Origin of the sequence: Nitrospira sp., assembly GCA_005116745.1 — a bacterium.
Taxonomy (GTDB): Bacteria; Nitrospirota; Nitrospiria; order Nitrospirales; family Nitrospiraceae; genus Nitrospira_D.
In genome coordinates this window covers 501,598-516,566 of the sequence record SWDS01000010.1, presented here as the reverse complement: position 1 = coordinate 516,566, position 14,969 = coordinate 501,598, and the positions used below count along the sequence as shown (strand labels likewise).

General features: G+C 55.1%; 12 protein-coding genes. All 12 read left to right on the top strand.

Going from position 1 to position 14,969, the window contains the following annotated elements; all coding sequences use genetic code 11:
- Positions 1-20 precede the first annotated feature (20 nt).
- Positions 21-2,672, top strand: a complete 2,652-nt coding sequence (locus tag E8D52_17230; protein ID TKB66109.1) for a CBS domain-containing protein — start codon at positions 21-23, stop codon at positions 2,670-2,672.
- 294 nt (positions 2,673-2,966) lie between these two features.
- Complete coding sequence (locus tag E8D52_17225) at positions 2,967-3,431, top strand: NADH-quinone oxidoreductase subunit A (protein ID TKB66108.1); 465 nt, start codon at positions 2,967-2,969, stop codon at positions 3,429-3,431.
- Positions 3,415-4,122, top strand: a complete 708-nt coding sequence (locus tag E8D52_17220; GenBank protein TKB66107.1) for an NADH-quinone oxidoreductase subunit B — start codon at positions 3,415-3,417, stop codon at positions 4,120-4,122. The genes E8D52_17225 and E8D52_17220 overlap by 17 nt, the downstream gene beginning before the upstream one ends.
- A 32-nt stretch (positions 4,123-4,154) precedes the next feature.
- Positions 4,155-5,921: an NADH-quinone oxidoreductase subunit C/D gene (gene nuoC, locus E8D52_17215; protein TKB66386.1), complete on the top strand. Its 1,767-nt coding sequence runs from the start codon at positions 4,155-4,157 to the stop codon at positions 5,919-5,921.
- A gap of 82 nt (positions 5,922-6,003) precedes the next feature.
- Entirely contained in the window at positions 6,004-6,468 is a 465-nt protein-coding gene (nuoE, locus tag E8D52_17210) for an NADH-quinone oxidoreductase subunit NuoE (protein TKB66106.1), read from the top strand.
- 26 nt (positions 6,469-6,494) lie between these two features.
- The gene (locus E8D52_17205) at positions 6,495-7,799 is read left to right on the top strand and encodes an NADH-quinone oxidoreductase subunit F (GenBank protein TKB66105.1); all 1,305 of its coding nucleotides are present in this window, start codon (positions 6,495-6,497) and stop codon (positions 7,797-7,799) included.
- Positions 7,800-7,802: 3 nt separating this feature from the next.
- Positions 7,803-10,562, top strand: coding sequence for an NADH-quinone oxidoreductase subunit NuoG (gene nuoG / locus E8D52_17200; protein TKB66104.1), 2,760 nt, complete (start codon positions 7,803-7,805; stop codon positions 10,560-10,562).
- A complete protein-coding gene (nuoH, locus tag E8D52_17195) occupies positions 10,562-11,515 on the top strand; it encodes an NADH-quinone oxidoreductase subunit NuoH (GenBank protein ID TKB66385.1) in 954 nt (317 codons plus the stop codon). The genes nuoG and nuoH overlap by 1 nt, the downstream gene beginning before the upstream one ends.
- 81 nt (positions 11,516-11,596) lie before the next feature.
- Positions 11,597-12,136 carry an NADH-quinone oxidoreductase subunit NuoI gene (gene nuoI / locus E8D52_17190; GenBank protein ID TKB66384.1) on the top strand — a complete coding sequence of 180 codons (540 nt, stop codon included), beginning with the start codon at positions 11,597-11,599 and terminating at the stop codon, positions 12,134-12,136.
- 69 nt (positions 12,137-12,205) lie between these two features.
- Positions 12,206-12,709 (top strand): NADH-quinone oxidoreductase subunit J, encoded by a 504-nt coding sequence (nuoJ, locus tag E8D52_17185; protein TKB66103.1) that lies wholly within the window; start codon positions 12,206-12,208, stop codon positions 12,707-12,709.
- Positions 12,703-13,002 carry an NADH-quinone oxidoreductase subunit NuoK gene (gene nuoK / locus E8D52_17180; protein TKB66102.1) on the top strand — a complete coding sequence of 100 codons (300 nt, stop codon included), beginning with the start codon at positions 12,703-12,705 and terminating at the stop codon, positions 13,000-13,002. The genes nuoJ and nuoK overlap by 7 nt, the downstream gene beginning before the upstream one ends.
- A gap of 77 nt (positions 13,003-13,079) precedes the next feature.
- Positions 13,080-14,969 (top strand): NADH-quinone oxidoreductase subunit L, encoded by a 1,890-nt coding sequence (gene nuoL / locus E8D52_17175; protein TKB66101.1) that lies wholly within the window; start codon positions 13,080-13,082, stop codon positions 14,967-14,969.

Genomic DNA, 14,969 nt, shown 5'->3' with positions numbered 1-14,969 from the left:
GACCCTGCTAGAATGTACGCATGGACGTCATCGCCACGCATAGCAATGCGGACTTCGATGGCCTTGCTTCGATGGTTGCCGCGCGCAAACTCTTCCCAGCGGCAAAGCTGGTTCTGCCGGCTGGAGGCCAGGAGGCCGTCCGTAACTTTCTCGCCGTACACGACCTCGATATCTGCAAACTCAAGGACATTGAGCTCTCTCAAATCACTAGGCTCGTGCTTGTCGATACCCAAGAGCCCGACAGGATCGGAACGCTCAAATCGTGCATCGAGAATCCGACGGTCGAAGTTGTGGTGTTCGATCACCACCCCGAACCAGACTCATCCCTCGCCGGCCGTTCGAAACAGTCTGTCATTGAATCGGTCGGGGCCACGACGACGCTTCTCATAGAACAACTTCGGCGGCGGCATATTCCCGTGACACCGTTCGAGGCGACCGTGATGGCCCTGGGCCTCTATGAAGAGACCGGATCGTTCGTTTTCGCCTCGACGACCAGCCGTGATTTTGAGGCCGGCGCGTTTCTCGTCGCAGCCGGCGCGGACCTGAATCTGGTGGCAAGTACGTTGCTCCGTCCCCTCGATGCAGATGCCGTCGCGCTGCTGAACGACTTTTTAGAGCACAGCGACGTGCATTACCTGGAAGGCCGCAAGGTCCTGGTGGCCACGAGCACGATCGACCGCTGCCGCGGAGAGGCAGCCGGCGTTGTGCATAGACTCGCCGAATTACAGGCGGTCGATGCCATTGTCGTGGCAGTGATGATGGCAGACCGAGTGGAAGTGATCGGAAGAAGCCGCAGGCCTGAGATCGACGTCAGCTGGATCGCACGGGAATTTGGAGGAGGAGGCCATGCCGTGGCTGCAGCCGCCACGGTCAAAGGGCAAACCCTTGCGGCAGTCAAGGAGAAGGTCGTTCAGCTGCTGACCACACAGTATCGTCCGACTCTGCTGGCTCAGGATGTTATGACTACCCCGGTCAAAGCGATCGAGGTCGAGACCAGCGTGACCGAAGCAGGACAGCGGATGACGGCCTATGGGCTGAATGTGTTTCCAATCTTGGATGAAAAAGATCGGTACATCGGAATCGTCAGCCGAGAGTCGATTCAGAAAGCCTTGTTTCATCGGCTGGGCAAGATGACTGTACGTGACATCATGCAGACCGATGCCTATCTCGCGCAGCCAGACACGCCATTTCATGAGATCGAAACGGCCATGATCGAGCGCAATCAGCGCTTTGTGCCGATTATCATAGACACGAAGATTGTCGGCGTCATTACGAGAACGGATCTGCTGCGGACCCTACACGACGATGTATTGAAGGCTGCCCGAATGCGGACGATGCGTCCAGGCGAAGCTCACGTTGAGATCGGAGGGCCGTGCCGCAACGTGAAGGGACTCGTACAGAGCCGCTTGCCACATCGCTTGGTGACCTTGCTGGAAGACGCGGGTCACTTAGCTGATCGCTGCGAGGTTTCGCTCTTTGTCGTGGGCGGCTGCGTACGAGACCTGTTACTGGGCATCAAGAATCTGGATTTGGATCTCGTGGTCGAAGGCGATGGCATCGCCTTCGCGCGAAAGCTTGGTGGCATGCTGCAGGCGAAGGTCAAGGTGCATGAGCGATTCGGCACAGCCATTCTGATGTTGCCAGAGAGTTTCAAGCTGGATGTGGCCACTGCACGGACAGAGTATTACGAGTATCCCACTGCCTTACCGACGGTCGAACAGGGTTCCATCAAGAAAGACCTGTATCGACGGGACTTTACGATCAATGCCTTGGCGGTTCGCTTGAACGGGAAGGGCTTCGGCGATGTGCTGGATTTCTATGGTGGGCAGCGAGATCTGAATGACAAAGTGATCCGTGTCTTGCACGGACTAAGTTTTATCGAAGATCCAACTCGGGTATTCCGAGCTGTCCGATTTGAAACTCGGTTTGGATTTCATTTGGGCAAGGACACGGCGGCGTTGATCGCCGGCGCCGTCAAGATGAACCTGTTTCACCGATTATCTGGCCACCGTCTGCTGGAGGAGCTGAAACTACTGTTCAGCGAACGGGAATCGAAACAGGCGATCAAGCGATTGGCGGAGCTCAATCTTTTGAAGTTCATCCATCCGAAGCTGAGTTGGTCCAAGCGGTTGGACCAACTGTTGGCCGCGCTGGAAGAAGCCGTCGATTGGTACCGGCTCCTGTACCTGGATCGGCAGATGGAGGTTTGGTTGGTCTACATGATGGGACTGCTCGAGCTGTTGCCCGAGCGTGCTGTGAAAGACCTGCTCAAGCGCTTTCCATTTTCCGAACAGGAAGCGACCAAACTCAAAATGGCCCGCGTGAGCTGTCACAACATGATCCGTCGACTCGCATCGAAACGACCCCTCACACCGGCAGAGGTCTACCATCTCTTGTCTGGACTATCCGATGAGACGCTCTTAATCCTCATGGCGAAGAGCAAAGGGGAAACAGTCAAGCGCCAGGTCTCAGCGTTCCTCACGACCTATCAGCATGTGAAGCCAATTCTGACGGGCACTGACCTGAAAGCCATGGGGTTGAAACCAGGCCCGCAGTTCAAGAAAATCCTCGACCGATTACTCGCTGCACGTCTGAACGGCGACGTAGAAACTGAAACAGAGGAACGGCAGTTCCTTCATCAACTGGTTCAAGACCCCAAGGGAGGTGTGTGAAGGATCGGAAATATGCAAATACGGATAGGATTCCACGCAGAGGATTATCTGTTCAACAGCCTCAGTGGCTGACCTACAGAAATCGTCGCGCACCCACTCAAATAGTCTCCCTATAATTATTCTCTCACCCTACCGCTCGCAGCCGTTCTCCCCCGTAAGTAATTGTAAAATAGTGGCTTTATTGATTCAGACTCCACTCAGCATGATATTGAAGAGTTGGGAAGACCTTCATTGCCCTCAATAAATGGCTAGTTAGTGCCGATAGTTAGTTATTGCAGATGGTTAGTTACTCTTATGGTAGATGACGCGATTTGGCAGATCTGTATCTATGGCTTGTGTGTCGGCGTGGTGATTGCCGTCATGCTGGGACTTCCGCCTTTGCTTGGCGAGCGTCACTGGAAAAAGCCTGAGCGTCGATCTGAAAGCGCAACCGGCGTTCCCTATGAATGTGGGATTCGGCCAACTGGCAACGCTCAAGTCCGCCCACCGGTGCAATATTATTTGATCGCCATGTTCTTCGTTATTTTCGATGTGGAAGCGGCATACCTCTATGCCTGGGCTGTCGCGGTGCCCGAGACAGGCTGGCTTGGCTTCATTGAAGTGACGATCTTTGTGGCCATTCTGCTGGCATCTCTTGCGTATTTGTGGCTCACCGGAGCGCTCGACTGGCATGCACAGTCGCAACGTCCACGAGTCCGTCACCGCCAGAATCCAACCATGCAGGAGTCAAAGGAGCTCTACGATGACCGAGTGGCGTAACGGACGACTGGAAGGGGTACGGATCACAGAAGGTGGCGATGGTTCGTTGACCTCTGTCGTTGGCGACTCAGTCCTTTTTGCGAAGCTCCAAGATCTCTTAGCATGGGGACGAAAGAATTCACTCTGGCCGTTGAACTTCGGTTTGTCATGCTGTTTCGTCGAAATGGCGACCAGTTTGACCAGTGTCTATGACGTCTCTCGATTTGGCGCAGAAGTTGTCCGTGGTTCACCACGGCAGGCCGACGTGTTGGTCGTATCCGGGACGGTATTTCTGAAAGTGGCGCCTGTCATCAAGCAACTCTACGAACAGATGCTGGAGCCGCGTTGGGTCATTTCGATGGGGTCCTGCTCCAACTCCGGCGGAATGTTCGACGCCTATTCTGTCGTGCAAGGCGTCGATAAATTCATTCCCGTGGATGTGTATATGCCAGGATGCCCACCGCCGCCCCATGCCTTTATGGAATGTTTGCTGCTCCTCCAGAATCTGGTTGGGTCAGAACGCCGTCCCTTGAGCTTGCATTTTGGTCCACAGGAGGTTCAGAGGCCCATTATGCCTTCGCTGCGTGATGCCAAACGAGCCGAGCGGATGAGTCAACGCGAATATCCCGGTATCGATGTGCTTCCGCGAACCGATCTTCTCTCGCCCCACTTTGCAGGACAGCCAGACGGTCGACCGAAAGGCAAGTCATGACTCCACGACTTTCGGCCACCCGAGATATCCCAATCGGAGAACACACAGGACTCGTGGCGGAGATCGCAGCCCGCTTTGGCTCGGACGGATATCTGACCGCGGTGCAATCCACCAAAGATGAGATTCCAACCATCTGGGTTGAGAAACATCGACTTCATGAAATCCTCCGCTATATCAAATCTGATCTTCCTCGTCCGTTTCCCATGCTGTTTGACCTGAGTGCGACCGACGAGCGGCTTCGTCGCCATCATGAAGGATTACCGATCAGAACCTTTACCGTCTTCTATCACCTCTTCTCGTTCGATCGGAACCAATCACTCCGTATCAAGGTGGCGCTGAATGATGACGCACTCTCGCTGCCGTCGAGCAGAGACGTGTGGCCAAACGCCGATTGGTATGAACGAGAAATATTCGACATGTTCGGGATTCGTTTCGATGGACACCCCTTTCTCCGCCGCCTTCTCATGCCTTCGTGGTGGGAGGGGTATCCGCTTCGAAAGGATCATCCCTCGCGTGCGACAGAAGTCGGGCAGTTCCAAATGCCGCCGGAGAAGCTGGTCATGGCACAGGACGCGCTGCAATTTAAGCCCGAAGATTGGGGGTTAGCCCGCACCCACCAAGATCAGGATTCAGATTTCGACTATATGTTCATCAATCTTGGTCCAGCCCATACTGGTACGCACGGGGTGCTTCGACTCGTGGCGCAGCTCGCGGGCGAGGAAATCATCGAAATTGTCCCGGATATCGGTTTCCACCATCGTTCCCAGGAAAAGATCGCCGAGCGGCAAACCTGGCATTCGTTCATTCCCTACACCGATCGTGTGGACTACCTCCAGGGCGTGCTGAACGAAATGCCGTACTGTCTCTCCGTCGAGCGATTGGCGGGGATTACGGTGCCACCGCGTGCACAAGCGATCCGAGTCATGATGTCTGAGTTCTATCGAATCGCCAGTCATCTCGTTTGGTACGGGACCTTTGCGGGCGACATTGGTGCCTTGTCACCAGTCTTTTACATGTTCAACGATCGAGAACGCATCCTCTCAATCACCGAAGCCATTTGTGGTGGCCGTATGCATCCGAATTGGCTCCGGATCGGTGGAGTGGCACGAGATCTTCCGATTGGATGGGACAAGCTGGTTCGCCAGTTCATCGATTGGTTTCCCAGCCGACTCGATGACTATGAGCGACTGGTGATGGACAATCCAATTCTCAAGCAGCGGACCGTCGGGATCGGGGTCTTGTCTCTCGATGATGCCATCGCGTGGGGTGCCACTGGTCCGATGCTGCGTGCCTGCGGCATGCCGTGGGATTTGCGCAAGGTCCGTCCGTACTCCGGCTATGACCAGTTCGACTTTGAGGTCCCGGTTGCTTCAAACGGTGATTGTTATGACCGCGCGCTGGTGCATGTCTTGGAGTTGCGTCAGTCGCTGCGGATCATTCGTCAATGTCTCGACTCTATGCCATCAGGTCCCTATACGTCACTCGATGCTCTTGCCACTCCTCCGCTGAAAACACACACGATGCAGGACATCGAAACGCTCATCAATCATTTCGTTGGAGTGAGTTGGGGGCCGGTGCTTCCTCCCGGTGAAGCGGAAGTTCCCACCGAATCGTCGAAAGGCCAGACCAGTTATTACTTGACGAGTGATGGGTCACAGCTCTCGTACCGGACGAGAATTCGGACCCCCTCGTTTGCCCATATCCAGATGGTGCCATTGATGGCACGCGGCGAGTTGTTATCAGATCTCTTAGCTGTCCTTGGAAGCGTGGATTATGTGCTATCGGATGTGGATCGATGAAGAACAGTGCTCAGTGCTGGGTACTGAGCAAAAAGCCAACAAGTTTCAGAACTCATAACTGAGCACGCAGGACTCAGCACGTATGCTGTCAGATACTGAACGACGAGAACTAGAAGACGCAGTGAAGCATTACCCCGATAAACGGGGGGCTACGATCGATGCACTGCTGACCATCCAACGACGACGTGGCTGGATTTCAGATGACACACTCCTCGAGATTGCCCAATTTCTTGAGATCACGGTCGAGGATGTGGATAGCGTTGCCACGTTCTACAACCTCATCTTTCGCAAACCGGTCGGTCGGCATGTCGCCTTCGTGTGCGACAGTATCAGTTGTTGGATCAAGGGATGTGAGCAAGTTCAGGAGCAGATCAAAACACTCTATAGCGCGGATCTCGGACAGACATCACCAGACGGACGTCTGACTGTCTTGCCGATTGCGTGCTTAGGGCACTGCGAACGGGCACCGGCCCTGATGATCGATCAGGATGTATACGGCAACGTCACGCCCGAAAAGATTGAACAGATCGTGGAGAAATACAAATAGTCCAAGATATCCGTCATCGACGTAACATGGAACGACCACTCACTCAACATATTCATCCAGATGGTACGACGCGCACATTGCGTGAGTACGTCACAACAGGTGGGTATCGCAGCTTGCAACGGCTCTCCAGCGGGCTGGCTCCCAAGGACCTACAGCGCCTGGTGACCGATGCCGGATTGCGCGGCAGGGGCGGAGGTGGGTTTCTGACTGGCACGAAGTGGAGCTTCGTGCCGATGGGTGCCGATGCACAAAAGCCCAAGTATATCGTCGCCAATGGTGATGAAATGGAACCGGGCACATTTAAGGATCGTGTGCTGATGGAGGGTGATCCTCATGGCCTGGTCGAAGGGATGATCCTTGCTGGTTATGCCATCGATGCAGAGGTTGGCTACATCTTTTTGCGTGGGGAATACCATCTGTCGGCCCAACGACTGACCGAGGCGATTGCAGAGGCCTACGCAGCCGGGTATTTGGGCACGCCTCTTCCTGGAACGGAATTTCGATTTGACCTCCATCTGCATGCCAGTGCCGGCCGGTATATTTGTGGAGAAGAAACCGCGTTGATCAATGCGCTGGAAGGCAAGCGAGCAGTGCCCCGTGCAAAGCCTCCCTTTCCGCAGACAGTCGGCTTATGGGGGAAACCAACGGTCGTGCAGAACGTCGAGACCCTCTACAACATCCCACATATCGTCAATCAAGGATCTGACTGGTATCACCGATTGAGTCGGACTCAAGACGGTGGCACAAAGATCTACGGCATCAGTGGTCGTGTCGCCAATCCTGGATGGTGGGAATTGCCGCTCGGCACCACTGCGCGTGAGGTCTTAGAGCGACATGCCGGAGGGATGGCTGATGGCGTTCGCTTTCGGGGTTTATTGCCAGGCGGTATCTCCACAGCATTTATGACTGAAGAACACTTGGACCTCCCCTTAGATTTCTCTTCGATCCCGCCTGAGGTTGGTCGTCTTGGCACCGCCACGATGATCGTATTAGACGATCACACCTGTCCGGTTGGGTTTGTGCTGAATCTCGAAAAGTTTTTTGCCCGTGAGTCCTGTGGCTGGTGTACGCCTTGTCGGGAAGGGTTACCGTGGGTCGCGAAAATTTTAATGTCCTTCGAGGACGGACGTGCCACCAGCGAGGATTTGTCGCTTCTGAAAATGCATACCAAGTGGCTGGCGCCAGGACACACCTTCTGCGGTCTCGCACCAGGTGCCATGGCCCCGCTGCAATCGGCCTTGAAATACTTTCACGATGACTTCGAGCGCCACATCTCGACGCGCGGATGTCCCTGGAGCAAGAAGTTGTCACAACAGAGGATTCTGGTCTAGCCCATGGCAACCATCATTGTCGATAACAAGTCATATACCGTGGATGAGCAACAGAATTTGCTCGCCGCCTGTCTGGGACATGGGCTGAACGTGCCCTATTTCTGCTGGCATCCGGCCATGGGATCAGTCGGAGCCTGCCGCCAGTGTGCGGTCAAACAGTTCAAAGATGATCGAGATCAGTCTGGGCGACTGGTGATGTCCTGCATGACACCAGCGACGAACGGCACTCGGATCTCGATCGATGATCCAGAGGCCAAGGCCTTTCGCGCATCAGTCATCGAATGGCTGATGGTGAACCATCCACACGACTGCCCAGTCTGTGACGAAGGAGGGGAGTGCCATTTACAAGACATGACGGTCATGACCGGGCATGTCTACCGGCGCTACCGCTATCAAAAACGAACCCATCACAATCAGGCTCTCGGCCCATTCATTCGGCATGAGATGAATCGATGTATTCAGTGTTACCGCTGCGTACGATATTACCGAGATTATGCGGGTGGACGTGACCTCAACGTGTTTGGCTCGCATGACGCCGTCTACTTTGGCCGGGAACAGGATGGCACGCTGGAGAACGAATTCAGCGGAAATCTGGTGGAGGTCTGTCCGACCGGAGTCTTCACGGACAAAACCTTCTTTCACCACTACACGAGGAAATGGGATCTGCAAGCAGCCCAATCAATCTGCCCACATTGTAGCCTTGGGTGCAATACCACCGCCGCTGAACGATCTGGGACTCTGCGTCGGATCACCAATCGGTTTAACAGTCAGGTGAACGGCTACTTTTTGTGCGATCGGGGACGGTTTGGGTATGAATATGTCAATAGTCCGCATCGCATCAAGCGGGCCGTGGTGAGGCAGGAACGTCACCAATCCCAGTTGGGAACGACGGAAGGAGTACCGCAGCCCCTCGAGTTCGCAGCGGACTGTGTACGACAGGCGCGTGGGATTGTAGGCATTGGGTCGCCTCGCGCGTCGCTCGAGGCTAATGTGGCTCTTCAATCTTTGGTCGGCCCGCAGAACTTTTATCAGGGGATCAATGAGCAGGAAGGCCAACTTCTCTCGACGATACTCAAGGTACTTCAAACTGGACTGGTGCCGTCGGCGTCGATTCACGATGCCGAACAGTCAGATGCGGTCTTCGTTCTTGGAGCGGATCTCTTGAACGAGGCACCACGTTTGGCGCTGGCTCTTCTCCAGTCAATTCGGCAACAGCCGATGGAACAGGTCGATGAATTGAAGATTCCTCAATGGGATGAGGCGGCTGTGCGCAATGCGGTGCAAAACCGACGAGGCCCTCTGTTCCTCACCGGGTATCAGCGTACATGGTTTCATGAGTATGCCACTGACACTTACTTCGCCGCGCCGGATGATATTGCCAGATTGGGATTTGCCGTGGCTGGATCAATCAGTCAAGGGGCACCCTCCATTCCGGATCTCAGCACCGAGGTTAAGGACCTCACACAGCGTATTGCTGAGGCCCTGACCCATGCCCAACGCCCACTAATCATTGCCGGAACGGAAAGCGGCTCCCAGGCGACCATAGAGGCAGCAGCCAATGTAGCCTGGGCTCTGCATCAACAAGGGAAGCAGCCACGCCTCAGCTTTGTGCTTCCAGAGTGCAATAGCGCAGGCCTCGCCTTGCTCGGCGGCGGAAGCTTGAATAACGCGTTCGATGCAATCCGTCAGGGAAAGGCCGATACCGTGATCGTGCTGGAGAATGACTTGTATCGTCGCGCGGATCAGGTAAAAGTCGATACCTTCTTTAAGATAGCAAAAACGGTTGTTGTCATCGATTCGGTTGAGAATCGCACGACGGCGCATGCCGATGTGCTGCTTCCGGCTGCCACAGGTCCGGAATCCGATGGGACATTTGTCAATCAAGAAGGCCGAGCCCAACGGTTCTACCAAGTGTTTGTCCCGGACGGTGACGTCAAAGAGAGCTGGCGGTGGCTGAGTGACCTTGGCCGTACAACTTCACAGGAGGGTGGGAATGAATCCGGAGTGGCGACCTGGCGCAACTTCGACGATGCGGTCTCCGCAACGGCGATAGCGGCTCCTGAGCTGGCACGCATTGGAGAGGTCGCACCGTCAGCGAGTTTTCGTTTGGTGGGTCAAAAAGCTCCCAGGCAGTCTGAGCGATGCAGTGGGCGTACGTCACTGATCTCTCATCTGACCATGCACGAACCGCCTCCTCCCGTTGATCATGATTCGCCGCTTGGATTTACGATGGAAGGATATCGAGGACCACTTCCTTCACCGCTGATTTCCCAATTCTGGGCTCCTGGCTGGAATTCTATCCAGGCTGTGAATACGTATCAAGACGAAGTCGGTGGTCCATTACGCGATGAAATGCCGGGAGTCCGGCTCATCGAACCAGTTGCCCCGAAGGCAGCCGGTTGGTTCACCACCATTCCACGTGCATTTCAACCAACCGCACATCAATGGTTGCTGCTTCCTCTATCTGCCGTGTTTGGAAGCGACGAACTCAGCAACCAATCTCCGGCGATTGCCCAACGGATTGGCAAGCCGTTCCTGTCCTTGCATCCATCAGATGGAGCGCGGTTGACCCTTGAGGACCACAGCACGATTGATCTGATGTTGCAGGGGACGACGTACCGCCTTGTTGTGCACCTCGATCCTTCTACCCCTGTGGGGACGGCAGGTCTCTCCCTTGTGCCTGAGGTATCTGGCGTCAGCGTGCCGGCTTGGGTTGATCTGTTGAAGGCAATCCAAACGGAACAAACGCGGAGGGCTGCATGATCGATTGGAGCCATACCGCACTCACCATCGCCGTCATTCTTGGCAGCTGCCTGACCTTGGCCGGGATGCTGATCTGGGTCGAACGTCGACTGCTCGGAGTGTGGCAAGAACGATACGGCCCCAACCGTCTGGGGCCAGGCGGGTGCCTGCAATCACTGGCGGATATGATCAAGATCTTTACGAAAGAAGATTGGATTCCGCCCTTCGCTGATAAGGCAGTGTTCGTCATTACGCCGGCCATCGTCGTAATCACGGCACTCATGTCGTTTGCGGTGATACCGATCGCGCCCAACTTCGTGGTCGCCGATCTCAATGTGGGTGTCCTCTTCTTTTTGGCCATGTCGAGCCTGGCCGCCTACAGTGTCATCATTGGAGGATGGGCTTCCAACAACAAATTCGCGTTTCTCGGCAGCCTTCGGGCGATCGCGCAATTGTTGAGCTACGAAGTCTTCATGGGGATCTCGCTGATGGGAGCTGTAATTTTGGCAGGCTCGTTCAACCTAAGCGATATCGTGAATGCGCAACAGCATCAATGGTTTGTGATCCCTCAGTTCTTTGGGTTTCTTGGGTTTTTCATGGCGGGACTGGCTGAAGCGCACCGCACCCCATTCGATATGCCTGAGGCGGAAGCGGAGCTCGTTGCCGGCTACCACTCCGAGTACAGTGGGATGAAATTTGGGATGTTCTTTGTCGGCGAATACCTGAGCATCCTCCTCCTTTCAGCCATGACCGTCATTCTTTTCTTCGGTGGGTGGCACGGACCCTGGCTGCCGCCGGTGGTGTGGTTTGGCTTGAAGATGTTCGGCTTCATCGCCTTGATCATCCTGATTCGCGCGGCCTGGCCTCGATACCGATTTGATCAGCTCCTGTCATTCGGGTGGAAAGTCGTGATGCCACTCGCGTTGATCAATCTGTTGGTGACGGGCGGGGTGGTGTTGTGGAGAGCAGGATAGCAGGGATTCACTCTGTGGCAGTGAGCTTGGCTTGGATCTGATGCAAAGGGGAATCATTCCTGTAGAACGGCTGTACGTATGATGAACACGTGGTTATACGCCCGGAATCTCGTCGTGGGGTTATGGATCGTCTTTAAACGGACCTTCACGAAGCCGGTGACGGTTCAGTATCCAGAAGAGCAACCCTATTTGCCACCACGTTGGCGTGGACGCATCGTCCTCACCAGAGATCCCGACGGAGAAGAGCGGTGTGTGGCTTGTTACCTCTGCTCTGCAGCCTGTCCCGTCGATTGCATTTCGCTTCAGGCTGCGGACAATCCAGAGGCTCACGAGCGCCGTTATCCGGAGTTCTTCCGAATCAACTTTTCGCGCTGCATTTACTGTGGCATGTGCGAAGAAGCCTGTCCGACCAATGCGATCCAGCTGATTCCAGATTTCGAACAGAGTGAATATGCGCGCCGGAATCTGGTCTATGAGAAAGAAGACCTCCTCATCAGCGGGACCGGTAAGTATCACGAGTATAATTTTTATCGAATGGCCGGCGTAAGGACTCGCGACAAAGACAAAGGAGAAGGGGAGCACGAACTTCCACCGGTAGATGTGAAGAGTTTGATGCCGTAAGGAAAGGCTGAGTAAGAAGTAGACAAGTCCTGGCTTCACACCTCAGGACTCAGCACAGAGAGAACGATTATGGAGATGCTCTTCTATATCGCTGCCGCGGTGACTGTCTTGGCGACGCTACGCGTGATCACGCATGTGCATGCCGTCCACGCGCTGCTCTATCTGGTCGTCGCGCTGATCGCGTTGTCACTGATTTTCTATTTGCTCGGTGCACAGTTTGCCGCCGCGCTTGAAATCATTATTTATGGCGGTGCCATCATGGTCCTGTTCATCTTTGTCGTGATGCTCTTAGGACCACTCGCGGTTGAACAGGAACGGACGTGGTTCTCACTTAGTGCATGGGTAGGGCCTAGTATCCTGGCCCTGGTGCTTCTGGGAGAAGTGGGATATCTCATTGCTTCCGGGGACCATCCCACGATGGCAGTCGGGGAACCTAGGCAGAAAGCGATCTCTATCGCCCTCTACGGACCCTACATCATTGGGGTGGAATTGGCGTCCATGCTGTTGTTGCCAGGGTTGATCGGGGCCTATCACTTAGGGCGCCGTCTATTGAGTGAGGCCCGTTCATGCTGAGTACGCCTGCACTGGTATTGGCCATCATATTGTTTGGTCTCGGATTGATCGGCTTATTGAGTCGGCGAAACATCCTGTACATGCTCCTCTCGCTCGAAATCATGTTGAATGCTGCCGCGCTTGCGTTCATTGCCGGAGGGGCTCGTTGGGGACAAGTCGATGGGGAGATCATGTTCCTGTTTATCCTCACCTTGGCGGCAGCTGAAGTGTCTGTGGCACTGGGGATTGTGCTGCAGCTGTCGTATCGGTTCAGGACATTGGACGCTGATGCATTCTGTGAAATGAGAGGGTGACACAACTTGTGCGTGTCGAGTGATTCATTGTGAGTTAGGGACATCAACTTAGAACTGCCTATTCATCATTGAACATTATGCTTAGTCTACTGTGGCTCATTCCCGTTTTCCCACTCACAGGCTTTCTGCTGTTGGCTCTGTGTGGTGAACGGTTGAGTCGACAGCACATCGCGTGGGTTGGTTGCGGATCGGTTGGGGCAGCCGCCGTGACGACCGCGCTTGTCGCCACAGACTTTTTCAGCCTCTTTCCCGCCCGCGAGTCCTACCAGCAAACGTTATGGAATTGGATCGACACGTCCGGAATGACGGTCGGCATTTCCTGGTATCTGGATGCGTTGTCACTCTTGATGGTGGCGGTGATCACCGGCATCGGTTTCTTGATCCATCTGTACTCCGCTGAGTACATGGCTCACGATGATGGCTACGCCAGGTTTTTCGCCTACATGAATCTCTTCGTGGCCGCCATGCTGACGCTGGTGTTGGCCGACAATCTCCTTCTGCTCTATCTGGGCTGGGAAGGGGTAGGGCTCTGCAGCTATCTGTTGATTGGATTTTGGTATCGCGAACCCGAGTACGGCACGGCCGCGCAGAAGGCCTTCATCGTGACTCGCATCGGAGATACGGCGCTGGCCATCGGGCTCTTCATCCTCTTCACACAATTCAAAACCTTATCGATCCAACAGGTCCAGAGTCTGGCGACGGAGGCCTGGCCAGTGGGTTCGAACCTGGCCATGATCGTGGCCGTGCTCTTCTTGATCGGAGCGGTTGGAAAGTCGGCGCAATTGCCGCTTCAAGTGTGGTTACCGGACGCGATGGCAGGCCCCACTCCAGTCAGTGCGCTGATCCATGCGGCCACGATGGTGACAGCAGGGGTCTACCTTATTGCTCGCATGCATCATCTGTTTGAGCTCGCGCCGATGGTGCAAGAGGGTATTGCGGTGCTCGGCCTCGTGACGTTGCTGCTTGCAGCAACCAGCGCCTTGGTGCAGCAGGATATTAAGCGGGTGCTCGCCTATTCGACGATGAGCCAGATCGGCTACATGTTTCTGGCACTCGGCGTCGGAGCCTGGTCTGCCGCGCTCTTTCATTTTCTCACCCATTCCTGCTTCAAAGCCTTGCTCTTCCTGGCGGCTGGATCAGTCATTCACAGTCTCCACCATGAGCAGAACATCTTCAAGATGGGTGGCCTTCGGCGGCATCTGCCCTGGACCTTTTGGACGTTCTTGATTGGGGCTGCGGCTATGTCTGGTGTCCCTCTCATCACATCCGGGTTTTACAGCAAAGATTGGATCTTATGGTCGGTCTGGTCTTCACCTCTCAGCCATCGATGGATCTGGTTTGGTGCGCTACTCGGGGCCATGCTGACCGGGCTCTACAGTTTCCGGCTGATCTTTCGGGTCTTTTTCGGAGAGGTTCGCACACAACCGACCGGCGAATCAGGGCTGGCCATGCGCCTACCTCTGGTGGTGCTGGCGTTCTTGGCGCTCACCGTCGGTTTTCTCGAGATGCCCCACACACTCGGGAATGTCACTCTGTTTAGCCACTACCTGTCGCATGCGCTCCCAACGACAGCGCTGCTTCCTGGGATGGATGAATCGAGCGAGGCCCGTGAACAGCTGGCAGTGACCGTCGCGGCACTGCTCGGGATCGGCCTTGCCGCGCTCCTGTTCCTGCCTGGCTCCCTCGTTGGTGCGCGAGGGACAGATCAATCCACGTCTCACCCTTCGGTAACCTTGCTGCAAGGAGGGTGGGGGTTCGATCGACTCTATGATCGTCTGTTCGTGCGGCCCTGGTTTGCTGTAACCAGAAATTCTAGTGATATGGTCGATCGCGGGTACGAGTGGCTGGCCGTCTGCGCCGAGTCCTGTCATGGCTGGTTGAGTCACACCCAGACGGGGCAGGTCCGGTGGTATGCCGCCACCATTGCAGTTGGAACGCTGATGTTACTTGGTCTATTTGCGATGTAA